This window comes from Mesorhizobium sp. M0062 (assembly GCF_040323125.1).
GTDB lineage: Bacteria > Pseudomonadota > Alphaproteobacteria > Rhizobiales > Rhizobiaceae > Mesorhizobium.
The window spans coordinates 12,180-38,023 of the sequence record NZ_JAMYUO010000004.1 but is presented as its reverse complement, the minus strand read 5'-3'; the positions used below and the strand labels follow the sequence as shown (position 1 = coordinate 38,023).

Annotated in this window: 23 protein-coding genes; 12 read left to right on the top strand and 11 right to left on the bottom strand. The window is 63.0% G+C overall.

The features are described from left to right. Positions 1–25: 25 nt before the first annotated feature. On the bottom strand, positions 26–1,561 hold the full coding sequence (locus tag NKJ64_RS06245; protein WP_352462171.1) for an alkaline phosphatase family protein: 1,536 nt from the start codon (positions 1,559–1,561) through the stop codon (positions 26–28). A 218-nt stretch (positions 1,562–1,779) separates the two neighbouring features. On the opposite strand from NKJ64_RS06245, the gene NKJ64_RS06240 reads away from it, so the two are divergent. The 4 genes from NKJ64_RS06240 to NKJ64_RS06225 all read left to right on the top strand — a co-directional run bounded on the left by NKJ64_RS06240 (position 1,780) and on the right by NKJ64_RS06225 (position 4,949). Next, a complete protein-coding gene (locus tag NKJ64_RS06240; protein ID WP_023816424.1) occupies positions 1,780–2,712 on the top strand; it encodes a VOC family protein in 933 nt (310 codons plus the stop codon). Between the two features lie 4 nt (positions 2,713–2,716). After that, positions 2,717–3,349 (top strand): alpha/beta hydrolase, encoded by a 633-nt coding sequence (locus NKJ64_RS06235; protein ID WP_023754154.1) that lies wholly within the window; start codon positions 2,717–2,719, stop codon positions 3,347–3,349. After that, complete coding sequence (locus NKJ64_RS06230) at positions 3,342–3,641, top strand: GNAT family N-acetyltransferase (RefSeq protein ID WP_023683956.1); 300 nt, start codon at positions 3,342–3,344, stop codon at positions 3,639–3,641. The genes NKJ64_RS06235 and NKJ64_RS06230 overlap by 8 nt, the downstream gene beginning before the upstream one ends. A 249-nt stretch (positions 3,642–3,890) precedes the next feature. After that, positions 3,891–4,949 (top strand): dipeptidase, encoded by a 1,059-nt coding sequence (locus NKJ64_RS06225; protein ID WP_023754155.1) that lies wholly within the window; start codon positions 3,891–3,893, stop codon positions 4,947–4,949. A 3-nt stretch (positions 4,950–4,952) separates the two neighbouring features. Here NKJ64_RS06225 and NKJ64_RS06220 read toward each other — a convergent pair whose 3' ends face one another. From NKJ64_RS06220 to NKJ64_RS06205, 4 genes are read right to left on the bottom strand one after another with little or no spacing between them, the layout of a single operon-like run. Next, entirely contained in the window at positions 4,953–5,198 is a 246-nt protein-coding gene (locus NKJ64_RS06220) for a hypothetical protein (protein WP_023690115.1), read from the bottom strand. 2 nt (positions 5,199–5,200) lie between these two features. Continuing rightward, positions 5,201–6,427: an aminomethyl transferase family protein gene (locus tag NKJ64_RS06215; protein ID WP_352462169.1), complete on the bottom strand. Its 1,227-nt coding sequence runs from the start codon at positions 6,425–6,427 to the stop codon at positions 5,201–5,203. A 51-nt stretch (positions 6,428–6,478) separates the two neighbouring features. After that, a complete protein-coding gene (locus NKJ64_RS06210; RefSeq protein WP_023756493.1) occupies positions 6,479–8,044 on the bottom strand; it encodes a phytoene desaturase family protein in 1,566 nt (521 codons plus the stop codon). Further along, positions 8,031–9,650 (bottom strand): phytoene desaturase family protein, encoded by a 1,620-nt coding sequence (locus tag NKJ64_RS06205; RefSeq protein WP_023754157.1) that lies wholly within the window; start codon positions 9,648–9,650, stop codon positions 8,031–8,033. Before NKJ64_RS06205 ends, NKJ64_RS06210 begins: the two co-directional genes overlap by 14 nt. A 201-nt stretch (positions 9,651–9,851) precedes the next feature. On the opposite strand from NKJ64_RS06205, the gene NKJ64_RS06200 reads away from it, so the two are divergent. From NKJ64_RS06200 to NKJ64_RS06180, 5 genes are all read left to right on the top strand, one after another. Continuing rightward, complete coding sequence (locus tag NKJ64_RS06200; protein WP_352462168.1) at positions 9,852–10,652, top strand: class I SAM-dependent methyltransferase; 801 nt, start codon at positions 9,852–9,854, stop codon at positions 10,650–10,652. Positions 10,653–10,679: 27 nt separating this feature from the next. Next, complete coding sequence (gene betI / locus NKJ64_RS06195) at positions 10,680–11,360, top strand: transcriptional regulator BetI (protein ID WP_023690120.1); 681 nt, start codon at positions 10,680–10,682, stop codon at positions 11,358–11,360. A gap of 58 nt (positions 11,361–11,418) precedes the next feature. Further along, positions 11,419–12,501 (top strand): ABC transporter substrate-binding protein, encoded by a 1,083-nt coding sequence (locus tag NKJ64_RS06190; RefSeq protein WP_023670075.1) that lies wholly within the window; start codon positions 11,419–11,421, stop codon positions 12,499–12,501. Between the two features lie 116 nt (positions 12,502–12,617). Continuing rightward, on the top strand, positions 12,618–13,694 hold the full coding sequence (locus NKJ64_RS06185; RefSeq protein WP_023670074.1) for an extracellular solute-binding protein: 1,077 nt from the start codon (positions 12,618–12,620) through the stop codon (positions 13,692–13,694). Further along, a complete protein-coding gene (locus NKJ64_RS06180; RefSeq protein WP_023683950.1) occupies positions 13,691–14,986 on the top strand; it encodes a flavin monoamine oxidase family protein in 1,296 nt (431 codons plus the stop codon). Before NKJ64_RS06185 ends, NKJ64_RS06180 begins: the two co-directional genes overlap by 4 nt. 40 nt (positions 14,987–15,026) lie before the next feature. Here NKJ64_RS06180 and NKJ64_RS06175 read toward each other — a convergent pair whose 3' ends face one another. The 3 genes from NKJ64_RS06175 to NKJ64_RS06165 all read right to left on the bottom strand — a co-directional run bounded on the left by NKJ64_RS06175 (position 15,027) and on the right by NKJ64_RS06165 (position 17,930). Further along, positions 15,027–16,100, bottom strand: coding sequence for an ABC transporter ATP-binding protein (locus NKJ64_RS06175; RefSeq protein WP_023683949.1), 1,074 nt, complete (start codon positions 16,098–16,100; stop codon positions 15,027–15,029). A 91-nt stretch (positions 16,101–16,191) separates the two neighbouring features. Continuing rightward, positions 16,192–17,016 (bottom strand): ABC transporter permease, encoded by an 825-nt coding sequence (locus tag NKJ64_RS06170; RefSeq protein WP_023670071.1) that lies wholly within the window; start codon positions 17,014–17,016, stop codon positions 16,192–16,194. Beyond that, positions 17,013–17,930, bottom strand: coding sequence for an ABC transporter permease (locus NKJ64_RS06165; RefSeq protein ID WP_023701363.1), 918 nt, complete (start codon positions 17,928–17,930; stop codon positions 17,013–17,015). The genes NKJ64_RS06170 and NKJ64_RS06165 overlap by 4 nt, the downstream gene beginning before the upstream one ends. Before the next feature lie 295 nt (positions 17,931–18,225). On the opposite strand from NKJ64_RS06165, the gene NKJ64_RS06160 reads away from it, so the two are divergent. Further along, positions 18,226–19,638: an aminotransferase gene (locus NKJ64_RS06160; protein ID WP_023670068.1), complete on the top strand. Its 1,413-nt coding sequence runs from the start codon at positions 18,226–18,228 to the stop codon at positions 19,636–19,638. A 15-nt stretch (positions 19,639–19,653) separates the two neighbouring features. Here NKJ64_RS06160 and NKJ64_RS06155 read toward each other — a convergent pair whose 3' ends face one another. Continuing rightward, a complete protein-coding gene (locus NKJ64_RS06155) occupies positions 19,654–20,856 on the bottom strand; it encodes an aromatic ring-hydroxylating oxygenase subunit alpha (RefSeq protein WP_352462165.1) in 1,203 nt (400 codons plus the stop codon). Between the two features lie 503 nt (positions 20,857–21,359). Between NKJ64_RS06155 and NKJ64_RS06150 the strand changes: the two genes are divergently transcribed. Beyond that, on the top strand, positions 21,360–21,740 hold the full coding sequence (locus tag NKJ64_RS06150) for a hypothetical protein (RefSeq protein WP_023670066.1): 381 nt from the start codon (positions 21,360–21,362) through the stop codon (positions 21,738–21,740). A gap of 235 nt (positions 21,741–21,975) precedes the next feature. Here NKJ64_RS06150 and NKJ64_RS06145 read toward each other — a convergent pair whose 3' ends face one another. Together NKJ64_RS06145 and NKJ64_RS06140 are read right to left on the bottom strand one after the other, a co-directional pair. Continuing rightward, positions 21,976–24,066, bottom strand: coding sequence for a PAS domain S-box protein (locus NKJ64_RS06145; protein ID WP_352462163.1), 2,091 nt, complete (start codon positions 24,064–24,066; stop codon positions 21,976–21,978). 223 nt (positions 24,067–24,289) lie between these two features. Further along, on the bottom strand, positions 24,290–25,018 hold the full coding sequence (locus NKJ64_RS06140; RefSeq protein ID WP_023690130.1) for a response regulator: 729 nt from the start codon (positions 25,016–25,018) through the stop codon (positions 24,290–24,292). Between the two features lie 94 nt (positions 25,019–25,112). Here NKJ64_RS06140 and NKJ64_RS06135 point away from each other — a divergent pair, with 94 nt between their 5' ends. Next, positions 25,113–25,817, top strand: a complete 705-nt coding sequence (locus NKJ64_RS06135) for a response regulator transcription factor (RefSeq protein WP_023670063.1) — start codon at positions 25,113–25,115, stop codon at positions 25,815–25,817. Positions 25,818–25,844: the final 27 nt, after the last annotated feature.

Below are 25,844 nucleotides of genomic sequence, written 5' to 3'. Positions count from 1 at the left end.
CCTACTGCCTACTGCCTACTGCCTATCACATACCCACCACCCCTTCGTCCGTTAGCTCTGCAAGCGCCAACGACTGGTCAAGATGCTCGGCGCGCCAGGCAAGCAGCCGCTCGGCAAATTCAAGCCGCACGCTGAGATAGGCCGGGTCGGCGGCAACGTTGGCCAGTTCGCCCGGATCCTTCTCCATGTCGAAGAGCAGCGGCGGCAGGCCGCCGCCGAAATGCACGTATTTGAATTTTTCCGTACGGATGACGGCGAGGTTGCACTGGCGCGAGCCGATGCCGAAATGCCGTTCGGCCTCACCATCGGCAATCGAGCGGAAGTCGAACTCCCAATGCGCCGCGTCGCGCCAATCCTTAGGCGGTTCATATTGCAGGAACGGTTTTAGCGAGCGGCCGTCGAGATGCAGCTGGGCGTCGGCGTCCAGCAGATCGAGCAAGGTCGGGAAGATGTCGACTGCCTCGGTGAAGTGGTTGACGATCGAGCCGGCTGCATTGCCGCGTCGTGGGTCGCGCACGATCAATGGGATGTGATAGCTGCCGTCGAAGAAGCCGCCTTTGCCCAGCATGAAATGGTCTCCCATCATCTCGGCGTGGTCCGAAGTCAGCACGATGATGGTGTCATCCCATGCATTCGCCGTCTTGATCGCTTGCGAGATGCGGCCAAGCTGCGCGTCGACCTCCGAGATCATGCCGTAATAGATCGCGCGGATGGCCCGGATGTTGTCCTCGCCCCAGTCGCGCACGTGGCCGTCGGTGCCGGGGCGGAAGCTTCTCCGCTTCTGGCGACCAAGGTCGTAAGCCAGATAGGGATGCCTTTGCGCCTCTGCCTGCCAAGTCCCGGCACGGCGGAAGGGCGGTCCGTCCGCCGGATCATACAGCGTGTTGTAGGGCTGCGGCACGACAAAGGGCGGATGCGGGCTGATGAAGGAGACATGCGCGAACCATGGCGCATCCTGTTCGTCTAGCCAGCGAATGAATTCGCCGGCAAGAAAAGCGGTCGGCGTCTCGTCCCTGGAATAAACAGGCGGCGCATTGGTCACGGCGTCGCCCGCTTCCCCGCCCACGGGACGGTGAATGCCGGGAGAGCCCGCGCTGGTGTCGACGCCACGTGCCTTCAGCCATGACAGCCATGGTTTCTGATGCTCAGGCAGGAACTGGCGCACGCTGAAGCCGGGCAGCACGCCCTCATAGCTTTTCAGCCGGGGATCGCCCGGCGCCATCGTGCGCGGATCGGGCGAGACGTCGGTGTAGCCGAACAAAGTCGGATCATAGCCGAGGGCGCGGGCCGAAAGCGCCATGTTGCCGTGGCGGGCGTCGAGCGGCGTGCCGTTGCGGCAAACGCGATTGTTCATCTGGTAAAGGCCGGTGTAGAGGCACGCGCGGGCCGGCGAGCAGGGAGCCGCGCCGCCGTAATGCCGCTTGAAACGGACGCCTTCGGCGGCGAGCGCATCGGCATTCGGCGTCTTCACCACGGGATGGCCGGCAGCCGACAGGCAATCGCCCCGCCATTGGTCGCAGGAGATCAATAGGATGTTCGGGCGTCTGCTTTTCGCGGCCAATGCTCTATCCTGTCACGTCGGGAAGACGTTCAATGAACCGGAATTTGGCTGCGGCGCAAGCCTGTCGGTCTTGCTTAAATGGTGAACGAAAATTTCCTGCTGTTCACTATTGAGATACAGTCCATTCTGAGTTTGCCGCCTTTGCCATTGTTGGGCGGCCCCTCATATAGGCGTGGACAGCGGCAAGGGCCGCAAACCCAAGGGAAGGAGCAAGACCAATGCTCGACCAGATCAAGGGCCTGCATCACGTGACGTCGATGGCCGGCGATGCGCGCCAGAACAATGATTTCTTCACGCACAAGCTCGGCCTGCGCCGGGTCAAGAAGACGGTCAACTTCGACGCGCCAGATGTCTATCACCTCTATTATGGTGACGAGCACGGTACGCCCGGCTCGGTGATGACCTATTTTCCGTTCCCGGACATTGCCAGGGGCCGCCACGGCGTCGGCGAGGTCGGTACCACGGCCTATTCGGTGCCGGCCGGCACGCTCGGCTATTGGGAAAAGCGCTTCGCCGATGAAGGCGTTGCGGGTGTCTCCCGCGAAGAGACGTTCGGCGAGAAGCGGCTGGCCTTCGCCGGTCCCGACGGCGACGGTTTCGCGCTGGTCGAAGACAAAGCGGACAGCCGCGCGCCGTGGTTGAAAGGCGGCATTCCCGCTGATGAGGCGATACGCGGCTTCCACTCGGTCTCGCTCAGATTGAAGGATGGTGGCGCCACGGAAGAGCTGTTGAAGTTCATGGGCTATGAGCAAGTGGACAAGTCCGGCAATGTCAGCCGGCTGGCGGTCAAGAACGGCAACGGCGCTGATGTCGTCGACATCGAATCGCTGCCTACGGCGGGCTTTGCCAATCTCGGTGCCGGCTCGGTCCACCATGTCGCCTTCGCGGTGGAGAATCGCGCCCAGCAACTCGAAGTGCGCAAGGCGCTGATCGATACGGGTTATGGCGTGACGCCGGTGATCGACCGCGACTATTTCTGGGCGATCTACTTCCGCACGCCGGGCGGCGTGCTGTTCGAAGTCGCCACCAATGAGCCGGGCTTCGACCGTGACGAGGACACCGCCCATCTCGGCGAAGCCCTGAAACTGCCGACGCAGCACCAGCATCTGCGGCCCTATCTTGAAGAGCATCTGCAGAAGCTGGAGGGCTGAGACGATGAGCAAGCAAGCTTACATCCATAAGGCGCTGCCGGGTTCGCCCGGCGGCCCGCTGCTCTTCGTCTTTCACGGCACCGGCGCGGACGAGAGCCAGCTGCTGTCCCTCGGGCGCGACCTCGCGCCACAGGCGACGATCGTATCGCCGCGCGGCGATGTTTCCGAGCATGGTGCGGCGCGTTTCTTCCGCCGCACCGGCGAGGGCGTCTACGACATGGACGACCTCGCGCGGGCGACCGCCAAGATGGCCGGTTTCATCAAGGCGCAGGTGATAGCGGCAAGGCCATCTTCGGTCTTTGGTCTCGGCTATTCCAACGGCGCCAACATCCTGGCGTCCGTAATGTTCGCCGCGCCCGAGCTGTTCGATGCGGCGGTGCTGATGCACCCGCTGATCCCGTTCGAACCGCAGGTGCAGGGCAGCATTGCCGGACGCCGCATCCTGGTCACCGCCGGCAAACGCGATCCGATTTGCCCGCCCAACCTGACGTCGCGGCTGGAAGCCTATTTGCGCGCAGATGGCGCCGATGTCACAGTGGAGTGGCACGATGGCGGCCACGAAATTCGGCCAAACGAGATCGAAGCGGCGAGGCGGCTTTTTGCCGATGCGCCGGTTGAAGGAGCAAGCGATGCCTGACGAATTGCCTGAGATCGAACTCGAGGACCGCGGCTCGAAGGGACGTTATGTCCTGCGCGGGCCCGGTGGCGCCGAGGCGGAAATGACCTTCACCAAGGTCGGCGAGCACCAGATCATCATCGATCACACCGAAGTGCCGGACGTGTTTCGCGGCCAGGGCGCCGGCCTTCGGCTTGTCACACGCGCCGTCGAGGACGCGCGGGCAGTGGGCAAGAAGATCATCCCGCTCTGCCCCTTCGCCAACGCCCAGTTCCGCCGCCATCCGGAATGGGCGGATGTGCTGAAGCAATAGACCTTTTTCCCTTCTCCCCTTGTGGGGTGAGTTGCCGGTCGCCGAAGGCGAATTCATCGTGCCAGTGGCACGATGAAAGGCCGGCGAACGCCGGGACGCTGCGAAGCAGCGGGGACCCGGTAGGTGGTCGGAGTCGCTCAGCCACAAGAGCGAACACCTCTCTGGCATTTGCGCAGTTCGGCCTTCTTGCCTAAGTACACAGTTCGCTGCGGTTCGTCCGCTCCTGCCAACTGACCGAATGGCTTCCTGATGACCGAATCCGATCTCGTCCCCGTCTTCGACGGCCACAACGACACGCTGCTGCGACTGTACCAGTCGAAAGACACCGACGTCGAAAAGCTGTTCATCGAGGGGACGCAGGGCGGTCATATAGATCTGCCGCGCGCCAAGAAGGGCGGCTTTGCCGGCGGCATGTTCGCTATCTTTCCACCGCCGGTCGAGAAGAGCAAACGCTCTGCGGTGCCGCCGGCGCCGAGCGACAATGAGCCATTGCCGCCGGAACTGCCACGCGCTGATGCGCTCAATTCCACCATCGGCATGGCCTCGATCCTGTTTCGGCTGGAGCGCGCGGGCGCGCTGACCGTCTGCCGCAGTGCCGGTGACATTCGCGAAGCGATGGCGAAAGGTTCGATCGCGGCGGTGTTTCACATCGAAGGCGTCGAGGCGATCGATCCCGAACTTACCTTGCTCGACGTGCTCTACGAAGCCGGCCTGCGCTCGCTCGGCATTGTCTGGAGCCGACCCAACGCCTTCGGCCATGGCGTCCCGTTCCGCTTTCCATCGTCGCCCGATACCGGACCGGGGCTGACCGATGCCGGCAAGGCGCTGGTCAAGGCCTGCAATCAGCTCAAGATCATGATCGACCTGTCGCATCTCAACGAAAAGGGCTTTCGCGATGTCGCCGCACTCAGTGATGCGCCGCTGGTCGCCACTCATTCCAACGTGCATGGGCTGTGCACCCATTCGCGCAACCTGACGGACTGGCAGCTCGGCGCCATCCGCGAGACCGGCGGCATGGTCGGGCTCAACTTCGCAACCGGCTTCCTGCGTGAAGACGGACGGATGAACTCGGACACCAGCCTCGACATCATGGTGCGCCATGTCGACTCGCTGCTGCAGGCGCTGGGCGAGGACGGCGTCGGTCTCGGCTCCGATTTCGACGGCGCCATGATCCCGGCGGTCATCGGCGACGTTGCCGGTCTGCCGAAGCTGATAGATGCGCTGGCCGCGCGCGGCTTCGGACGCGCGCTGATCGAGAAGATCGCCTATCGCAACTGGCTGAACGTTCTCGAAAGAACCATAGGGTGAGGCTTAAGCGCCCATGCGCTTCAGCCAATCCTGGCCGCCGCGATCCCTGATCATCGGCAGCGGGTTCTCCCAGTCCAGCCGCGCGCAGATGCGGTAGACTTCGAGCGTCTCGGCGCTCATTTCGCCGCGCTTGTAGAAGTACATGGCGGCGGCATAGCGGGTACGACCCGACCATTTTTCGCCGAGCGGCGTGTTGACCAGCTGCCACTGTTCGGCGGCTTCCGTCTCATCATCCGGTTCGTCGGCCATGATCAGAAATCCGCCGGCGGATTGGCGGTGCGGCGGTCGAGCTTGATGAAAGGACGGGCCACCACCTTGGCCCGCTTCATCAGCTTCTGGTACTGCAACTCGCGCATGGCGTAGATCTCGACCCAGAGGTCTTCCACCATCGTATCACCATAGGGACGCGTCAGCGAGGCGATGGCGATATTGCGCTTGGCCATCGGCGACCAGATGGCGGCGCTGACCAGCCCGACCTCCTGATGCTTCTTGTGGTAGACGATGGCGTGCTCGGCCGGGATGTTGCCTTCGATCTCCAGCCCGACCAGCATGTGGCGCAGCTTGCGTTTGGCGCGCGCTTCGAGCATGGCGCGGCGGCCATTGAAATGGCCTTTTCCCAAATCGACCATAAAGCCGCGACCGATCTCGTCCGGCATGCGCAGACGGTCGGCGCGAATGGCATGGTCTGCGGTGGTGAAGTCGGCATTGGCGACGATGAGGCCGGCTTCCAGCCGGGCGCGGTTGAGGGCGGCGTAGCCGATGGCGCGGATGCCGCGCAGTTCGCCTGCCGTCATCAGGCGGTCCCAGAGGCTGAGCGCTTTTTCGGCCGGCACGAACAGTTCGTAGCCGAGATCGCCGGTGAAGCCGGTGCGCGAGATGGTGATAGTGCCGCCATCGTGCGGGAACTCGGCGAGATCGAACACTTTGAGTTTTTCAACGCCGGCAAAGCCGGCCTCGCGCAGCACGGCGAAGGAGGTTGGGCCTTGCAGAGCGAGACCAGCGACGCTTTCAGTCTCTTCTTCGACGGTCACTTCGAAACCGATGGCGCTGTCGAGCAGCCAGGGCAGGTGCCGCTCCTGCGAACACAGGCGGAAGCGGGTCGGCGACAGCCGGAACAGCGTGCCGTCATCGAGGACAAAACCTTCGTCGTCGCACCATGCGGTGTAGTGGACGCGGCCCGGTTTCAGCTTGGTGACATCGCGCAGCGTGACGCGATCGAGGAAGGCTTCGGCATCCGGCCCCTCGATGCGGTATTTGGTCATCGGCGAGATGTCGAACAAAGCCGCCTGGCTGCGGATGGCGAAATATTCGAGTTCCTCGTCCCACAGCGAATGCGGCGCGCGATAGCCGGCCCAATTGTACCAGTCCTGAGTTTTGGCCACCGCATCGATGCGCGGCTGGAACGGCGTGCCGAGACGCAAGGTGCGGAAATGGCCCTGCGCTGTGGTGCGGGCGGCGTTGTTGATCGGACTCGTCATGACGACATTCCTTCGCCGTAGAGTGCGGCGTTGACTGGCTGAAACATCCGGTCATCCCTTCGTCGCTATGATGCGCCGCGCCGCATTAAAACCGGGAGCACCCGAAACGCCGCCGCCTGGATGCGAACCGGCGCCGGCCAGGAACAGCCCCTCGATCGGCGTGTCGTAGCCCGACCAGCCGGAGACCGGCCGCGACATCAGCATCTGGTCGGCCTGCAATTCGCCGTGGTGCCAGTGGCCGCCCGGCATGCGGTAGTTGGCTTCGATATCGGCTGGCGTCAAAAGCTCGGCATGCAGCACGGACTTGCCAATACCGGGGGCGTACGCTTCGAGCTGCGCCAAAACAGCCTTGAGGAATTTCGGCTTGCCGGCATCCCAACCCTCTTTCAGCGCATAAGGCGCGTATTGCACGATCGCCGATAGCACGCAGGCGCCACTTGGCGCGAGCGACGGGTCGGAGAGCGAGGGCAGTGTGATCTCCATCACCGGTTCGGCTGAGAACTCGCCATATTTTGACGGGTTGAAGGCGCGCTCGACATGGTCGGGCGAGGGCGCGATGACCAGACGGCCCTTGTGATTATCGGCGTCGACGCCGGAAAATTGCGGTTGCCGTTCGAGCGCCAGATGGAGCTTCGCCGCATCGCCCCTCATGCGGATGTTTTTTACCTTGCGCACGAAACCCGTGTCGATCTCGCGGGGGCCGACGAGATCGAGCATGGTGGTCGCCGGGTTGATGGCGGAGACGATCGTTCTGGCGTGCAGCACCTCGCCGCCGTCGAGGGTCACGCCGACGGCGCGGCCTTTCTCGACGACTATCCTGGCCACGGGCGCTGCCGTGCGGATGGTGACGCCGGCTTTCTCCGCCGCCGCGCGGATCGCGGCGACGACCGCACCCATGCCACCTTTCGGCAGCATCTGCGCGCCGGTTTTGCCGCCGGTCTCGCCGGCCAGCCGATAGTAGAGGCCGAGCAGGGAGGTCGGCGAGCGCGGACCGAGATGGCTGCCAAGCGTGGCGTCGAAGGCAAGCAGGCCCTTCAGCCTGATATCGGCAAGCTGTTCGTCGAGCAGGTCGGCGACGTTCATCAGGAGAACGCGCAGGAAGTCGCGCATGTCTTCCTTGCCGAGCTTTTTCAGCGCCACGGCCGTCTGGCCGAGCGCTGCGGTTTCAAGCAGCGACATGCCACCGAGATCGGGCGGGCGCCGCGACAGGAACGGTTTCAGGATGCCGGCATAGCGCAGAAGTTGCGCGCGCAATTCCTCCCAGGCCGCCTGCTCGGATGGAGTGGAGCCGGTCAGCACCTCGCCATAGGCGCCATGCAGGACAAGCGGCGGGCCGTCCTTCGCCAAGGCGACCGACGGCATGAAGTCTGTACGGGTGACCTGCAGCCCGTGTTTCTCCAGCTCCAATTTCTTCACCACGTCGGGGTGCAGGCGGTTCAGCACATGCGCGATCGAGGAGACCCGAAAACCCGGCGCAAACTCTCCGGTGCGCGCCGCGCCGCCGACATCGCCGGCCGCTTCCAGCACCAGCACCTTGCGGCCGGCTTTCGCCAGAGTGGCGGCAGCGACAAGGCCGTTGTGGCCACCGCCAATGATAATGGCATCAAATGACGTCATGGGCCGGGCTCATATGGGAGGTCGATTTGGCGAGGTCGCGCAGGATCTCGGCTGCCGCATTGCGGCCGGGTGCGCCCATGACGCCGCCGCCGGGATGGGTCGAGGAGCCGCACATATAGAGCCCGCCGACCGGCGAGCGGTATTGTGCGTAGCCCGGCACCGGCCGGTTGAACAGCAGCTGGTCGAAGGTCAGCTCGCCCTGGAAAATATTGCCTTCGGTCAGCCCAACCTCGGCCTCGATCTCGCGTGGCGTGCGCACCTCCATATGGACGATGCGGTCGCGGAAGCCTGGCGAGTATTCCGCGATCTGCGCAACCACGCTTTCAGCGAAACCGTCGCGGTCGGCATCGGTCCAGTCCTGGCCATTCACCTTGGGCGGCGCGTACTGCACGAAGCAACTCATAAAATGCTTGCCCGGCGGCGCCATGGTCGGGTCGAGCGTCGTTGGGATGACCATGTCGAGGAATGGGTCGGCCGACCAGCGACCGGCCTTCCAGTCGTCATAGGCGCGCTCCATGCGCTCCATGGAATCGGTGAAATGCATGTCGCCGCGATAAACGGGTGAATCCTTCGGCAGTGCCGGGAATTCCGGCAGAGAATCCAGCGCGATGTTGACCTTGCCGGAGGAGCCGCGGATCTTGAAGTTCCTGACCCGCCGCAGGAAAATGTCGGGCAGTTCCTTCTCCTCGACCAGTTTCAGGAATGTGCGTTTGACGTCGGCGTTGGAGACGACGAGCTTGCCGTAGACCTCCTCGCCGCCGGCCAGCACCACGCCCTTGGCCTTGCCTCGGCTCACCAGCACATGGTCGACCTCGGCGCCGGTGCGGATAGCGCCGCCGGACGCCTTGAATGAAGCGGCGAGCGCCTTGGTGACGGCGCCCATGCCGCCGCGCGCATAGCCCCAGGCGCCGACCGAGCCGTCGACCTCACCCATATAATGGTGCAGCAGCACGTAGGCTGTGCCGGGCGACATCGGCCCGAGCGCGGTACCGATAATGCCGGACAAAGCGAAGTTCGCCTTGATGACATCGGTCTCAAAATATTCGTCGAGGAATTCCGAGATCGACATGGTCCAGAAGCGCAGCGTCAGCGCCATTTCTTCTGATGACAGGCCGACGAATTTCTTGCCGAGATAGAGAAGCTCTCCGAGGTCGCGCGGCTTGAGACTGGCCGGGTCCGGTGCGGTGCGCATCAGCAGCGGCTGGATGAAACGGCACTGCCGCGTCACGTCGCGCGAATAGCGGTCATAGGCCTCCGCGTCGCGCCTGGAGAAGCGGGCGAATTCGCGCCGGTGCGCATCGTGGTCACGGTAGTTGGCGAGGTAGTCGCCGTCGCGGGTGAACACGGCGCCGCCTTCATAGGAAATAACCTGCAAGCCGAAACGCGGCAGTTCGAGGTCGCGCATGATCTCGGGGCGAAACAGCGAGCAGACATAGGAGCAGTTGGAGTAGAGGAAGCCCGGCGTCAGCTCGCGGCTGGTGGCGGCGCCGCCGACCCAGTCGTTCTTTTCCACCACCAGCACGTCGAGCCCGGCGCGTTGCAAATAGCAGGCGTTGACCAGGCCGTTGTGTCCGCCGCCGATGACGATCGCATCCCAAGCTTTCATTCGCGCCCAGCCTTCATGGTGCTCGACCCTTCATTTTCGCGTGATTTGTCGCCGAATGCGCGGAATTTGGCACGGCAGCGGCTATTCTGTCCAGCCATTCTGAATGAATGTTCAACAAATGATATTGCGTTTTCCTGTTAATACGCTACGCTTTGCCGGCATTCGAACCTGCGCAATTCGGCTGACGGGACTTAAGGTCTGATGATCGAAACGGCAGATGGCGAGCCGGAATATGACGACGCCGCGATCCGCTTCCTCGAGGCGCTGTGGGGCGAGGGCTATCTGTCGCCGGGCGGACCAGACGAGGTCGACCGGGTGGTCGAAGGGCTGTCGCTCAGGGGCAAGACGATCCTCGACATCGGCTGCGGCTCCGGCGGCATCGCGCTGCATCTGGTGGAGCGCCACGGTGCTGCTCATGCCACCGGCTTCGACATCGAGCGGCCGGTGATCGAGGCGGCCAGAAAGCATGCCGCTGCACGATGGCTTTCAGACCGCGCCAGCTTCGTCCAGGCGCCGCCGGGGCCGCTGCCTTTTGCCGACGCTTCGTTCGATGTCGTCTTCTCCAAGGATGCGCTGGTGCACGTGTCCGACAAGGACGCGCTGTTTGCGGAAATCTTCCGCGTGCTGAAGCCGGGCGGCGTCCTTGCCGCCTCCGACTGGCTGATCGGCCATGACGGCGAGCCGTCATCTGAGATGAAGGCCTATGTCGCGGCCGAAGGCCTGTCCTTCGCCATGGCCTCGCCGGCACGCTATGCGCAAGCGATGCGCAGCGCCGGCTTTGTCGATGTCACTGTGAAGGACCGCAATTCTTGGTACCGCGAGGTCGCACGCGGCGAGCTGGAAAGGCTGAAAGGCCCGCTCTACGAGACGGCGGCAGTCGCGGTCGGAGCGGCCTATGTCGACAAGAACATCAAGACCTGGGAAGCCATGCAGAAGGTGCTTGACAGTGGCGAGCACCGTCCCACTCATCTTCGCGGGTGGAAGCCGGCTGTGGTGGGATAGCCGGCAATGTGGAGCATGACGGCACCGATGAAAGCTGCAGCGCGCGAAGAGCGATCCTCCGACACGTCTGGAAAAACCGAGCCGGAAAAACGCGGCCGCAAGGCGTCGAAGGAGGTCAGGCAACAGCAGCTGATCGAAGCGACCATCGATTCGCTGGCCAAGCGCGGTTATTCGGAAACGACGATGGCCGATGTCGCTGACGGCGCCGGCCTGTCGCGCGGCATCGTCAACTTCCATTTCGAGAGCAAGGAGAAGCTACTCGTCGCCACGCTGGCCTATATGGCCGACGAATATGCGGCGCATTGGCGCGTCGCGCTGACCAAGGCCGGCGAGGATCCAGCCCGGCAGCTGCGGGCGCTGGTCGCCGCCGATTTCGACCGTTCGATCTGCAACAAGCGCAAGCTCGCGGCGTGGTGCGCGTTCTGGGGCGAGGCCAAGTCGCGGCCGACCTACCAGGCGCTGTGCGGCGCGCGCGACGCGGCCTACCAGAAGATCTTCATCGACCTCTGTGCCACGCTCAAGCAGGGCGGTGGTTATGGCTATGAGCCGCAGGTCATGGCGCTCGCGCTCAGCGCCATGCTGGAGGGCTTGTGGCTGCGGCTGATGATGGGGACCGAGGACGTCACCCGTGAGAGCGCGCTGCAGGCGGCAAACGAATTCCTGTCGGCCGCCTTTCCGAAGCACTACCCGCCGGACAGCGGACGTTGACAACAACCGGCGGATCCAAGCCGGAGCGAACAATCAAAAACAAAGAGGATGGAACAGCATGAAAAGAATAACCCGACGCCTGACACTGACATTGGCGCTGACGGCGACGCTGGCTGGTTCGGCCGCGGCGATTGCGGTCGCCGCCGACAAGGACCTGATCGTGTTCGACTGGTCGGGCTATGAGGACCTGAGCTTCCACCCCAGATATGTCGAGAAGAACGGCGACTCGCCGACCTTCGCCTTCTTCGGCGACGAGGACGAAGCCTTCGAGAAAGTGCGCTCCGGTTTCAAGGCCGATCTTGGCCATCCCTGCTCGCAGAGCGTGACAAAGTGGCGTGAGGCGGGGCTGCTGCAGCCGCTCGACACCTCGAAGATCACCGGCTGGAAGGATCTCAATCCCGGCATCATGGCGATGAAGGATCTGGCCACCACTTCGGACGGCAAGGCCTGGTTCATGCCGTGGGACTGGGGCAACACCCAGCTCACCTACAACTCCGACAAGATCGACGCGAAGGATGTGCAGTCGCTGAAGGCCTTCTCCGATCCCAAGTTCAAGGGGCGGGTCTCGATCGGCGACAATGTCGACGACGCCTATGCGCTGGCCAGCCTTGCCATGGGGCTCAAGGACTGGACCAAGATGACGGACGACCAGTTCAAGCAGGCGTCCGACTTCCTGCGCCAGGTGCACAAGAATGTCCGCTCCTACTGGACCGATACCACGGACGTCGTCCAGTTGCTGAGCGGCGGCGAGGTCGATCTCGCCTGGGCATGGAACGATGCCACGGTACAATCCGTCGCTGCCGGTGTGCCGATCAAGTCCAAGAAGGATACGGACGAAGGCATCTCGACCTGGGTCTGCGGCTACGTGCTGTTCAAGGACGCACCCGGCAATGTCGACAAGGCCTATGACTACCTCAACGCGATCAACGATCCCGAGACCGCCAAGGTGCTGGTCAAGGACTGGGGTTATGGCCAGGCCAACGCCAAGGGCATGGCCGGCGTCGACCCGGCGATCCTGAAAGAAAAGGGCTATGACGACGTGCAGAAATTCGTCGACAAGACCCTGTTCCAATCGCCCGTGCCGTCGTCGCTCAAGCTCAAGATGATCGCCGAATTCGAGAAGATCAAGGCAGGCTACTAAAGCTCTGTCCGGCCTCCTCCGTCTGCCTGTCAGTGCGCCGGGCAGACGGTCTCGCCAAGGCCGCTGAAATTCCGTAACGTCGCCCGGCCGCTTTTCGCGATGAGGAGTTTCGCGCCTTGAATTCCATGCTTCGCCGCCTCGCCCTTGCCGCTGCTCTTACAGTCGGCGCCGGCGCCGTGCTTGCTTATGCCGAAGGCGGCGGCGACCTCGTCGTGTTCGACTGGTCAGGCTATGAAGATCCGTTGCTGCACCCCGACTACACCGCCAAATACGGCGCCGAGCCGACCTTTGCTTTCTTCGGCGACGAGGAGGAAGCGTTCCAGAAGATGCGCGCCGGCTTCAAGGCCGACATCGCCCACCCCTGCTCGCAAAGCGTGACCAAGTGGCGCGCGGCCGGCATTCTGCAACCGCTCGACACCTCCCGGATCGCCGGCTGGAAGGATCTCAATCCCGGCATCATGGCGATGAAGGATCTCGCCGTCACCGCCGACGGCAAGGCCTGGTTCATGCCGTTCGACTGGGGCAACACTTCGCTGCTCTACCGCACCGACAAGGTCACGGCGGAGGAAGCGCAGTCGCTGAAGATTTTCGCCGATCCCAAATTCAAGGGCCGCGTCACCATCGGCGACAATGTCGATGACGCCTATGCGCTGGCCAGCCTGGTCATCGGCCTCAAGGACTGGACCAAGATGACCGACGCGCAGTTCCAGGAGGCGTCCGCCTTCCTGCGTGACGTCCACAAGAACATCCGCTTTTACTGGACCGACGACACCGACCTCAACCAGGCCTTTACCGGCAATGAGGTCGACCTCGTCTGGGGCTGGAATGAGACCTTCGTGACGCTCAAGGGCCAAGGCATGCCGATCGCCATGAACCGCGACACCAGGGAAGGCATATCCACCTGGGTGTGCGGCTATGTGCTGATGAAGGACGCGCCGGGCAAGCTCGATCAGGCCTATGATTTCCTCAGTGCGGTCAACGCGCATGCCGTGTCCGATTACTTGGTCAAGACCTTCGGCTACGGCCACGGCAACAGCGCCGGGATGGCCGCGATCGACCATCAGGTGCTGAGCGACCGTGGCTTCGACAATCTCGACAAGTTCTTGGACAAGACGCTGTTCCAGCAGCCGGTGCCGCCTGAGCTCAAGCAGCGCATGGTCACGGAATTCGAGAAGATCAAGGCCGGCTATTGAGCGACAGGACTGAAAGAACCGATGTCGTCATCGTCGGCGCCGGTTTCACCGGCCTGTCGGCTGCGCTTGAGCTGAGAAAGGCCGGCATCAATGTCGTGCTGCTCGAGGCACGCGACCGCGTCGGCGGCAGGGTCGAGGCTATTCGCAACGGGCTTGGCGAGCGCATCGACAGCGGCGGCCAGTTTTTCTGCGAAGACATGCCGGAGGTGACGGCGCTGGCCGCGTCCCGTGGCAAGGCCTTCGTCGAAACCTATGTGAATGGCGATTTCATCACCCATCCATCGCTGTCGGTCGAAGAGGCCGAACGGACCTATCATGGCGCGATGGCAATCCGCGAGCGGATGAATGCGATCGAGCCGGACGATCCCTCGATCGCCGGCATGAGCGCTGCCGCCTGGCTCGAACGCCAGCATGATCCCACTGACGCCAAGACGGCTTTCCGCTCGATGATCGAAGGCCTGTGGTGCTTGGCGATGCACAAGGTGCCGCTGTGGTACCTCATCGACAATGACCGCCGCATCACCAACGAGGTGCCGGAGCTGCAGTATTCGCTGCTCGAAACCATGCAGTCGCTGGCCGACGACATGGCGGGAGATCTCGGCGACAGGGTTTGGCTGAACGAACCGGTTACGCGCATCGAGCACGGGCCGCAACGGGTTCGTGCCGTCTCGGCGAGCAACTCCATCGAAGCGCGAAAAGTGCTGGTCGCGCTGCCGCCGGCGACGGCCGCGAAGCTGGATTTCGCGCCCGCTCTGCCGCCGGCTCTCGCAAAGGCGCTCGGCGTCTGGGAAAGCGGTGCGGTGATCAAGATCCTGGTGCGCTATCCCACGCCGTTCTGGCGCGAGCGCGACCTGTGCGGCATGGTGATGTGGCGCGACCTGCCGGGCCTGTTCGCCTGTGACGCCAGCAAGGATGCGCAACATGCCGCGCTGGTCGTCTTCGTCGGCGGACCACTGGCGTTGCGTTGGCGTCCGCTCGCGGACGCGGCGCTGCGTGCGGAGGTCACGGCAAGGCTCGTTGATGCCCTTGGCCCGGAGGCGGCCGATATTATCGATTTCAGCCAGCGCGACTGGATCGATGACCGCTGGAGCGGCGGCGCCTACAGCGACCTTATTGTCGATGTGACGGCAAGGGATGCCGAGCGCACGATCCGTGCCGGCGCAGATCCTGTTCATTTCGCATCGTCGGAACTGTCGCCGTCATTCCCGGGTTATGTCGAAGGCGCCATCGTGATGGGGCGGATCGCAGCCAAACAGATCGCGACGGAACTTAAAATTCTTAGTGGAGCATGATCTTATTCCGAAAACCGGTTTCCACTTTTCGGGATCATGCTCAGTCCGCCATCGCCACCAAGGCCTCCGGATCGTAGCCGAGGCGGATCGAAGTGCCGACGGGGATATCGTCGGCGCCGAAGTCGTTGGTCTCGGTGACCGACAGTGGCTTTTCCAATCCGGGTATCTCGACGATGAGATGGGTGATCTCGCCAAAATAGTGGCGTTCGACCACCTTGCCGGCCACTTCGAATTTCGCCGTCGCATTGTCCCACAGCACGCGCAATCGCTCCGGCCTGATGCCCAGAGTGGCGCCGCCGCCATTGCGCATGAAGGCCTTCGGCTTGTCGGTCCTGACGCGGCCGAAGCCCAGCGTGTCGACGACCAGCGAGGCGGCATTCTCCTCTATAATCTGCGCTTTTACGAAATTCATGCCGCCGAGGAAATCGGCGACCTGGCGGTTGACCGGCCGCTGGTAGATTTCCTTGGGCGAGGCGACCTGGGCGATCTTGCCGCGGAACATTACGGCGATGCGGTCGGACATAGCGAGCGCCTCATACTGGTCATGGGTGACCAGCACGAAGGTGATGCCGACCGCCTGCTGCAGGCGGCGCAGTTCGACCTGCATCTGCTCGCGCAATTTCTTGTCGAGAGCCGACAGCGGCTCGTCGAGCAGCAGCACCTTGGGCCGCATCACCAAGGCGCGGGCGAGCGCCACGCGCTGGCGCTGGCCGCCGGAAAGCTCGGTGGCGAGGCGTTTGCCGAGGCCGGTGAGCGACACCTGCGCCAGCCCTTCCTCGACGCGGCGCTTTTCTTCCGTTCCTCCCAGCCTGAGCCGTTTCAGCCCATAGGCGACATTCTGCTCGACATTGAGATGCGGGAAGATGGCATAACTCTGGAATACCATGTTGGTCGGCCGGCGGTTGGCGGGGATGCCTTCCATCGACTGGCCGCCGACCGAGATCGAGCCGCTGGTCGGGTTGTCGAAACCGGCAATCATGCGCAGCAGCGTAGTCTTGCCGCAGCCGGAAGGGCCGAGCAGCGAAAAGAATTCGCCCTCCTTGATGGTCAGCGAGGCGTCGTCGAGCGCCTTGAACGCCCCATAGCTGCGGGTAACGCTGCGGATTTCGATCATTGCTCGGTCGGTTTGGGGTCGATCAGATTGGGCCCGCTCGGACTTATCTTGCTTGGATGGTTCATCCTGAGGCCGTTCGGCCCGGGACTGCTCAGGCATAGAGGCCTCCCTCGCTCTGGGTGCGTCTGGCCGCATGGCGGCGCAGGATCTCGGCAACGGTCATCAAAACGAAAGAGGCAACCAGCAGCAGCGTGCCCAGCGCCAACACACCCGGCAGCTTGGCGGCAAAGCGCAACTGGCCCCAGATATAGATCGGCAGCGTCGTCTCGGTGCCGGTCAGGAAGAAAGCGATGACGAACTCGTCGAGCGAGATGGTGAAGCAGACCAGGAGGCTGGAAATGATCGCCGGCGCCACCATCGGCAGCGTCACCCGCCGGAAGGTGCCGAAGGCACTCTCGCCGAGATCGGCGGAGGCTTCTTCGAGGCTGCGGTCGAAGCCCTCGAAACCGGCGGTCAGCACCGTCATCGAATAGGGAATGCAGATCAGGACATGGCCGAGTACGACGGTGAACAGCGAAAGGCTCAAGCCCAGTTGCAGCATGACCAGCAGCATGGAGATGGCGAGGATGATTTCCGGCAGCACCAGCGGCGCCATGATCAGGCCATTGATTGTGCGGCGGCCGGGATAGCGGTAGCGGGTGATCGAGCGGGCGGCGAGGATGCCGAGCAGCGTCGCCAGCACCGATGCCGAGATACCGACGATCAGGCTGTTCCAGGCGGCGTCAAGCAGCGCCGGCGTCTTCGGCAGGTCTTGGTACCATTTCAGCGTATAGCCGGTGAGAGGAAATTTTGGCGTCGGCGCGGTGTTGATCGAGAAGATCGGCAGGAAGATCACCGGCAGATAGAGAAAGACGACGTAGAGGAAGGCGTAGGCGGACAGCCAGCCGCCGGGAAAAAGGCGCCGCCTCGCTGTCATCGCGCCAGCCTCTGCAGCGCGCGGATGATGAGCACGGTGGCGCCCGCCATCAGCGTCACGACCAGCATGGTGGTCACGGACAGTGCCGCGCCGAGTGGCCAGTTGGAGGCCTTATGGAACTGCGACTCGATGGCATTGGCGATCATCACGCCATCCTTGCCGCCGACCAGCCTTGGGGTGACATAGTCGCCGACGGTGGGGATCATGACGATGAGAGCGGCCGAGATGACGCCCGGCGCCGACAGCGGCAGCGTCACGCGCAGGAAGGAGCGCAGCGGGCCGTCGCCAAGATCGGTGGCAGCCTCGACCAAGGTGCGGTCGACCTTCTCGAGCGAAACGAAGATCGGCAGGATGGCGAAGGCCGCCCAGGCGTGTGTGAGCGTGATGATGACGGCGCTGGAATTGTAGAGTAGCGCGGTCGATGGTTCGTCGATGATGCCGAGGCCCATCAGGCCGGAATTCAGCACGCCATTATAGCCGAGGATGACTTTCCATGACATCACGCGCAGGAGATAGCTGGTCCAGAACGGGATGGTAATCAGGAACAGCCACAGGCTCTTGTGGCGACCGCCATGGAACGAGATGAAATAGGCGATCGGATAGGCGAGGATGACGGTGAAAAAGCTCACCGTCAGCGAAATGTAGAGCGAGCGCCAGAGCAGATCGCGGTAGATCGGCTCGGTCAGCGCGATGCGATAATTCTCCAGCGTGAATGTATGGTCGATGGTGAGGTAGTTCTGCGTCCAGAAGGAGTGGGCGAAGACCACCAGGATCGGCACCAGCAGCAGGATCAAAGCGTAGACCAAGGTCGGGCTGATCAGGGCAAGGCCCTGGACGGACTCGGACTGCAGAAGGGCGTTTCGCCTTGCTCGCGTCATGCGCCGCGTGGGCACCCCTTCGGCAGCTACCGTCATTGCAGCGACCCGGGCGTGATCTCGGTTGCTGGCTCGAACTGTTCCGCCATGATGCTCCCTTCGACCGGGCCGGCTGCCTGTTCCCAATTTTTGCGGAGCGCGCTTTGCTGGTTGCGCGCTCCAAGCTTGCCGGCTTTCTTTCATCATGAGCGCATCCGTGCATTGAAATCAAGCGCTATTTCTGTAATATTGATTGAACGGACATTCAAAATGGAGTGAAGAAAGCCGGCTTTCCTGCCCTTGGCGCTTCATGTTCTGTCCGGTGAAAATTACGCTCAGACGATGCGAGGCAATGATGGCGGCTGCAAGAGACCTAAGAGCGATGGAAATGGCTGACGGTGGCGATGCGGTCGAGCTGGCCAAGCGCCATCTCATCCAGCCCTGGCCTTATGCCGGCTCGGTCGGCAATGAAGCGCGTGCGCTGATTGGCGAGGGCGATGGCATCTACATCACCGATGTAACAGGCAAGCGACTGATCGACGGGCCGGCCGGCATGTGGTGCATCAATGTCGGCCACCGCCGCGAGGAGCTGGCCAGGGTGATGTACGACCAGGCGATGATGCTGTCCTACAACACGCCCTGGTATACGATGAATGCGCCGTCGGCCGAGCTCGCCAAGCGCCTCGCCGATCATGCGCCGGGCGATCTCAGCCATACCTTCTTCACCACCGGCGGATCGTCGGCTGTCGAGACGGCACTGCGCTTCATGCAGTTCTACAACAATGTGCGCGGGCGGCCGGAAAAGAAGCTGATCCTCAGCCGCGGCGGCGCCTATCACGGCTCGACCTATCTGTCGGCCTCGCTCAACGGCCGGCCGCGCGACCGCGACTGGATGGACGGCGCCGACGATCTGGTCGTCAAACTGTCCTCGCCAGACCCGTTCCGGCGGCCGAAAGGCATTGACATCGCCGCCTTCTGCGATTTCCTGGTCGATCAGTTTCGCGATACGGTCGCCCGCGTCGGCGCAGAGAAGATCGGTGCTTTCGTCGGCGAACCGGTGCAGGCATCCGGCGGCGTCGTCGTGCCGCCGGATGGCTATCTCAAGCGCATTCGCGAAATCTGCAGGGACAACGATATCCTCTATATCTCCGATGAGGTGGTGACCGGCTTCGGGCGGCTCGGCCATGTCTTTGCCTCCGGCGATGGCTTCGGCATCGACCCCGACATGATCACCTTCGCCAAGGGCGTTACATCAGGCTATTTCCCGCTTGGCGGCGTCATCATCTCGGAGCGGCTGCTTCAGGAAATGCGCCGTTCCAACCATCCCGATGCGATGTTCGGCCATGGCCTGACCTATACCAGTCATCCCATCGGCTGCGCGGTGGCGCTGAAGAACCTCGATATCCTGGAAGACAGCGTGCTGGCCCACACGCGCGATGTCGCGCCCTATTTCCAGGCGCAGTTGAAGACGCTGGAGGAACTGCCGCTGGTTGGCGAAGTCCGCGGCATGGGCCTGATGGGCTGCGTCGAGTGCGTAGCCGACCGCGAAAGCAAGGATCCGCTGCAGCTCGACAAGGATGTCGGCAAGCGCATCGACGCGCATTGCCACGAACTCGGCCTCCTGGTCCGGCCGCTGATCAACATGTGCGTGATGTCGCCGCCGCTGATCATCACGCGAGAGCAGATCGACGACATGGTGGCGATCCTGCGCGAAGGCATTTCGCGGACCATGGATGATCTGCGCAAAGAGGGCGTGTGGCAGGGGTGACTGGCAGTTCCGCCCCTACACCTGCGAGCGCATAGCCTCATTGAGGTTCCACATGTCCTTCTCCTCCGGCGCCGTCTCCAGGCCCAGCACCGGGATCTGCTTGCGCAGATGGTCGTGGTGGGTGCGCACACCGTATTCGAGGTCGGAGAGATAAAAACCCTCGAAGGCCTCCGAGATCATGGACTCGTTTGACCAGACGGAAAGCTGCACGTCCTCGTTCATGGTGTCCCGGTCGATGCGGTAGGCGAGATAGCGGGCGGCCGCCTGTTCCCGGGTCTCGTCGGGGTAGCGGTAGATGGCGCCGCGCAGCAGCGTCTCGCCGGTCGACAGCGGGAACTCCTGATAGAACTGCACCGATTCCGGCATGATCGACAGCGCGTTGTTGGGGAAGATGCCGTAATAGATCCAGGCCCTGCGCAGATGCTCCGGCAGGTGTGAGGCATCGGGCGTGAGCTTGATGTATTCGCGCACGCTCCAGCGCCGGCCGGCATGCGGATTGTAGGTGGCAAACGAGCGCGACACGCCGTCGATGAACGGCTCGTCGAAATAGGTTGAGCCGTAGAGATCCTGCAGCGCCGGATGCGCCATGGCAACGTGGTAGCCTTCATTGTCGACGTCGCGCACCGACTTCCAGTTGACCGGCGTCTTCTGTGTCCAGATGCCCCAGGACGGCACCATCTCGGTCACATTGTAGTGTGCCATCTCGGCCTCGATCGGCTTCAACAGTTCGGCCACCGAAGGCTGCGGGCCGCCCTTGCGAAAGCGGACAAAGATGAAGCCCATCCATATCTCGAGGTTGAGCGGCATCAGGCCGAATTCGGTCTTGTCGAGCTCGGGGAAGGAGCGCGGCCGGGCGGCGCCGCGCAGCGTGCCGTCGAGATTGTAGACCCAGCCATGGAACGGGCAGACCAGCGCGTTGTTGCAGGTGCCCTGGCTGTCGGCGACGACGCGGCTGCCGCGATGCCGGCACATGTTGTTGAAGGCGCGCACGATGCCGTCCTTGCCGCGCACGATGAGCGCCCGCTCGCCGACCACGTCCATAGTCAGATAGTCGCCGGCATTCGGCACGTCGCAGACATGGCCGGCGATCTGCCAATGGTTCCGGAAGACGTATTCCTTCTCAAGTTCGAGAAGCGCGTCGGAGTGATAACTCCAGCCCGGCAGACCCCGCCGGTCCCAATCATTGGGGATCGCCACGTCACGGAGATGCGGGTTCATAAAAAAGCTCTTCTTTTATTGAATACTCATTCAATAAAACCATATTTTACATTGAAATGCAATGGCTTGTAGAAATCACAACTTTTCAAGTCGGCACAACAGGACCAGCTGAAAGCCAGAAAATCCCGGAATATCCGGGCGTTAACCGGGGGCGTGAAATAGCTGTCCGGCATGCGGATTTGGCCGTGCCGAGCTTGCAAACACGGCCCGCTCCGAGACGAAAATACCTGGCGTCCGCAAATTCGATCCGCAGTGTGAGCTTGTTCATAGTGCGGCCGACAGGAAGCGGGCTTGGTGCGTTCGCGGCCCGCCTGTCGTCAACATTTGATTGCCCGGATGAAACAGCTTCGCAAACGCATCTTGCCGTCGGCACATGACCGGATCTGTCCGGATATGCCCGAATTTCTTGTTTCAAACCTGTTACGCGGGCAAGCCAAGCGCATCATTCGCCCGTTACCAGGCGCGCTTAGGTTCGTTTCATAAGAAAACGAAGGGGAGCAGCAATGCATACGAAAGTCGAGATCACTAGCAACGAACGACGCGCCAAACTGGCACTGCGTCAGCGCGCCAGCGACCATCCGGTTGCGATGTTCTCCATGCTGGGCGCCTGCGCTCTGGCCGTCATGTTCCTGACACCGGCTTCCGGTCCGGCTTTTGCTTCGCTCAACCCGCCGGCCAATGTTGTCCAGGGCGCGCCGACCACCATCAAGACCGCCCGGCTGCCGGAGCCGGAAATCGATTTTGCCTGCCAGGGTCAGGCCTGGGGCGCCGAGAGCGCGGAGTGCCTGCGCGTCATCGCCGCCCAGTCCGGCGTGCACAAGGCGCGTTCCGTCCGCATGATCGCCAACGCAGCGCCGCTGACCACGACACCCAACGTTTTCTGAACCTCCCGAGCGCTTCCTCCCGCGCTCGTTCTTGGCTCCCGCCGCTTCCCTCGGTCGGGAGCCTCTTTTTTAGGGCCTATCGATATTCGGGTGAGGCCGGCCTGCGCATGGAGGTTCCCTGCGCTTCCGGTGCTCGCGTACTTCAAGTACGCTCCGCTCCGGTTCTCGGGAACCACCATTCTCGACTCGGCCTGACCCGAATCTCGATAGACCCTACATGGGTGCTTCCGAAAACTTAGCCGGCGGCGGCGACCTGGTCGGCTATTGCCGAGAGTACGCCGCGGACGTCCAGCGTCGAGAACGGCTTTTCCAGGATTTGCGGGCGCTGCGGCGCCGGCAAGGCTTCGATCTCGGCCTTGGCGCCGATCAGGTCGCCGGTGACCAGCACGAAGCGTTTGGCCAGCGCCAGGTTGTCGGCGAGCAATTCGCGGTAGATGGCAATGCCGCTGGTGCCGGGCATGCGCAAGTCGGAAAAGACGATGTCTGGCGGCATGTGGCCGGTCAAGGTCGCCGCCGCCGACGTCCAGGCCGGCACGACCCGCGACTTGATACCCATCAGTTCCAGGATGTCGGAGAGGGAGCCGGCGACGTCGGGTTCGTCGTCGATGATCAGCGCATGGCGCAAGCCGCTGGAACGAGCCGGGCTGTCGCCGGCTGCTGCCGCGCCGCCGGTGATTACCGGCAGCTGGACGACGAAGCGCGCGCCACGCGGCAGCACCTCCTCGAACCAGATATTGCCGTTGTGGCGCTCGACGATCGATTTCGAGATCGACAGGCCGATGCCGGTGCCGACGCCGACCGGCTTGGTGGTGAAATAGGATTCGAAGATGCGGCTGCGGATCGCCTCGGGAATGCCCGGTCCGTTGTCCTCGACCGAAAACCCGGGGTTGCCGCGATCGCTGCGGAATGTCCGCACCTTGATCAGGCGGTCGCCGCCGATACCGGCCAGAGCGTGTTGGCTGTTGATCAGGAAATTGGCGGCCACCTGCGTGACGTGGTCGGCATCGGCCATCGCCAGCAGCGGGCCGGGCGCGAAATCGGTGTCGATGATGATGCCGCTCGAGCGTGCGCCATAGGCGGTTACTTCGAGTGCGGCGCGGATCACCTGGTTGAGATCGGTCTCGGCCTGCGCCGCCGGATGCAGGCGCACCATCGACAGGAAGCTTTTGACGATGCGGCCGCAGCGCTCGGCAGCGGCGCGCACTTTCTCGGCGCGAACCTTGGTCTGCGGGTCGGTGGCGAATTCATGCAGCAGCGTCGACTGCGCAACGACCACGGCGAGCGGGTTGTTGAGCTCGTGCGAAACACCGGCCAGCAGTGAACCCATCGCCGCCATCTTCTCGTTCTGGTGCAGTTTTTCGCGCTGGCGGTTGATCTCTTCTTCGGCGCGCAGCTTATCGCGCAGATCGCGGATCGAACCGAAGATGAGCTGACGGTCAGCCACCCGCATCTCGGTCGCCGTCAATTCGATGGGAAACACCTCGCCGGCCGCATTCTGTGTCACGGTCTCAAGCCGTTGGCCAACCATCGGCGCGCCGCGGCCAGACATGTATTCGGCGCCCGAGACATAGCCCTTGCGGTAATATTCCGGCACCACGGTATCGAGCAGGTCCTTGCCGAGGATGTCGCTGCGCTGATAGCCGAACATCTTTTCGGCGGCCGGATTGAATTCGATGATCGAGCCGGTCTCGTCGATGACGATGATGGCGTCGAGCGACGCCTGCAGCATGGTGCGGCGGATGACTTCGCTGGCATGGGCGTCGGACGGCGAGTGCTCGATGGCGTCGCCGATGGCGAGCGCGATGATGTGCATCGTCGCCTCTTCCTCTTCGGTCCATTCGCGCTCGTTTAGGCAGTCATTGACCGCGAACGTGCCCCACAGATGACCGTGCGCGAACACCGATACCGACAGGAACGACTTGATGTGCTGCTTTTCGAAATCGGCCCTGAGGAACCCGTCGAGATCGCGCGTATGGCCGGCGAAGATCTTGCCTTGCCGCTCGTCCTCTCCAACCCGCTCCAGCAGCGGATCGGTATCGACGATCGACTGCATGATCACCGTCGGCGAAGCCAGTTCGCCGCCGAAGCGAGGATCGATCCAGTAGGCGGCGACCGATTGGGCGAAGCCCTGGCCGGGCAATTCGCGCAGCCTGAACAGGATGCCGCGCTGGCAATTCATGGCGCTGCAGAGCGTTTCGAGGATGGTTTCCATCTCGCGCTGCCAGTCGCCGGCATCGCGCAACCGGCGGACGACGCGCACAGCCGCCATCGCGGCGCTCTGGCGAGCGCCTTGCGGGTCCATACGTGGTGCTGGTTCAGCGGTCATGTCAGCCATCAGTAAAGGGCCGTCGAATTAGGCAGCTATGGAGCATTTCACGAAAAAGGTGAAACGCTCCATGTTTCAATGCAATCCCGAACGGAAAATCGCTACGCACTGTTCCTGGAATTGCTAGAGCGTTTCACCGTTTCACGGAAACGGAGAAGCCTCTATCTCTTTGTTTTTACGCAATTCCGGGCGGAAAACCGCGTACACTTTTCCTGTAATTGCTCTAGTGCCCGTCACCGGTCGGCAGCGAGAAGATATAGCCTTCGCCGCGCACTGTGCGCAAAAATTTCGGATTGGCCGGATCGGTTTCGATCTTCTTGCGCAGCCGCATGATGCGAATGTCGACGGCGCGCGACGATTCAGGATCCTCAACAAAACCAATCGCCTCGGAGATCGCCGATCGCGTCAACAGCCGGTTGGCGCGGGTCAGGAAAACCTCCAGCACATCGAACTCGCTCTTGGCCATGTCGATGACGGCGCCGTTGGCGCCGGTGACAAGCCTGCCGTCGAGGTCGGCCTGGAACGGGCCGAAGGTCAGGCGGCGGCCGCCATCGGCTTGTGTCTTCGCCGCCTGGGGCGGGCTCGGCTGCGGAACGCGGCGCAGCACGCTGCGCACACGAGCCAGCACCTCACGCAACTCGTAGGGCTTGACGATGTAGTCGTCGGCGCCAAGCTCCAGCCCGACAATGCGGTCGAGTGCGGTGCCGGCAGCCGTGGCATAGATGATGCCGACCGGTATTTGCGAGCGCAGCCAGCGGCCGAGCGACAGTCCGTCCTCGCCCGGCATGGCGATGTCGAGAATGGCCAAATGAAACGATTCCGTCTCCAGCAAGGCGCGCGCCTCGGCCGCGCTTCCGGCCTGGGTCACATCGTAGCCGTTGGCGCCGAGATACTCGGCGACCGCGTCCCGGAGATCGGGCTCGTCCTCGACGATGACAATCCGTGCCCGCACTATGGCCTCGCTCCCGCTTTCAGCGGAAAGTAGATTGGGTATAAACATGATGTCCAGCACTCATATCCGGTTGCGGGGGAACGGGAAGAAAAACATGGCTGCACGATCCGTCATCGCGCTGGTTTCCGTCGCCGATGTGGTGGCCGGCGATCTTGCCGATCATCTCGACCGGCGCGGCCATGACGTGCGCGAGGCGCGGCAGCCCTGGGAAGCTGAATCCCTGCTTTCGGCCGGAGGCATCGATATCGTCATCGTCGGCGACAGCCTCAGCCAGGCGGAGGGGCGGGACCTGCTCAGGCGTTATGGCGGCGGCCAGAGCGCGGACGGGAAGGCGGGGCCGGATTTCATCCTGATCTGCCGGCCGGCCGATCTGGTCGACAAGGTGCTGGCGCTCGAGCTTGGCGCCGCAGATGTCGTCGAAAGTCCGCTCAATGTCAGGGAGCTTGCCGCGCGCATCGGCGGCCTGCTGACGCGGCGCGGCAGGTCCGCCCAGGAACTGATCGTGCTGGAAAATGCCACCGTCGATTTGCGGTCGGCCATCGTCATGCACCGTTCGGGTACGGAAGAACAGCTGTCGCCGGGCCAGGTGGCGCTGCTCAGGCTGTTTCTGGCCAGCCCGCGCAAGGTGCTGACGCGCGACGACATCATTGCGGCGGCGCCCGCCGAAAATGCCGATGCCTTCGACCGCTCGATCGATTCGCGCATCGTGCGGCTGCGCCGCAAGCTCGACACCGAAACCATCACAACTATACGCGGCGCAGGCTACCGGTTCGACCCGCCGACGCAGCGCGCCGACTGAGGGTTGGGAGGCTGGATTGTTCCTCGG

Bases quoted from the DNA above. Each gene is read 5' to 3' on its own strand.
- betI (WP_023690120.1), top strand. From the start codon at position 10,680: ATGAAAGCTGCAGCGCGCGAAGAGCGATCCTCCGACACGTCTGGAAAA.
- NKJ64_RS06150 (WP_023670066.1), top strand. From the start codon at position 21,360: ATGCATACGAAAGTCGAGATCACTAGCAACGAACGACGCGCCAAACTG.
- NKJ64_RS06240 (WP_023816424.1), top strand. From the start codon at position 1,780: ATGCTCGACCAGATCAAGGGCCTGCATCACGTGACGTCGATGGCCGGC.
- NKJ64_RS06235 (WP_023754154.1), top strand. From the start codon at position 2,717: ATGAGCAAGCAAGCTTACATCCATAAGGCGCTGCCGGGTTCGCCCGGC.
- NKJ64_RS06175 (WP_023683949.1), bottom strand. From the start codon at position 16,100: ATGATCGAAATCCGCAGCGTTACCCGCAGCTATGGGGCGTTCAAGGCG.
- NKJ64_RS06135 (WP_023670063.1), top strand. From the start codon at position 25,113: ATGGCTGCACGATCCGTCATCGCGCTGGTTTCCGTCGCCGATGTGGTG.
- NKJ64_RS06220 (WP_023690115.1), bottom strand. From the start codon at position 5,198: ATGGCCGACGAACCGGATGATGAGACGGAAGCCGCCGAACAGTGGCAG.
- NKJ64_RS06215 (WP_352462169.1), bottom strand. From the start codon at position 6,427: ATGACGAGTCCGATCAACAACGCCGCCCGCACCACAGCGCAGGGCCAT.
- NKJ64_RS06165 (WP_023701363.1), bottom strand. From the start codon at position 17,930: ATGACGGTAGCTGCCGAAGGGGTGCCCACGCGGCGCATGACGCGAGCA.
- NKJ64_RS06160 (WP_023670068.1), top strand. From the start codon at position 18,226: ATGGCGGCTGCAAGAGACCTAAGAGCGATGGAAATGGCTGACGGTGGC.
- NKJ64_RS06155 (WP_352462165.1), bottom strand. From the start codon at position 20,856: ATGAACCCGCATCTCCGTGACGTGGCGATCCCCAATGATTGGGACCGG.
- NKJ64_RS06170 (WP_023670071.1), bottom strand. From the start codon at position 17,016: ATGACAGCGAGGCGGCGCCTTTTTCCCGGCGGCTGGCTGTCCGCCTAC.
- NKJ64_RS06205 (WP_023754157.1), bottom strand. From the start codon at position 9,650: ATGAAAGCTTGGGATGCGATCGTCATCGGCGGCGGACACAACGGCCTG.
- NKJ64_RS06230 (WP_023683956.1), top strand. From the start codon at position 3,342: ATGCCTGACGAATTGCCTGAGATCGAACTCGAGGACCGCGGCTCGAAG.
- NKJ64_RS06200 (WP_352462168.1), top strand. From the start codon at position 9,852: ATGATCGAAACGGCAGATGGCGAGCCGGAATATGACGACGCCGCGATC.
- NKJ64_RS06225 (WP_023754155.1), top strand. From the start codon at position 3,891: ATGACCGAATCCGATCTCGTCCCCGTCTTCGACGGCCACAACGACACG.
- NKJ64_RS06145 (WP_352462163.1), bottom strand. From the start codon at position 24,066: ATGACCGCTGAACCAGCACCACGTATGGACCCGCAAGGCGCTCGCCAG.
- NKJ64_RS06190 (WP_023670075.1), top strand. From the start codon at position 11,419: ATGAAAAGAATAACCCGACGCCTGACACTGACATTGGCGCTGACGGCG.
- NKJ64_RS06210 (WP_023756493.1), bottom strand. From the start codon at position 8,044: ATGACGTCATTTGATGCCATTATCATTGGCGGTGGCCACAACGGCCTT.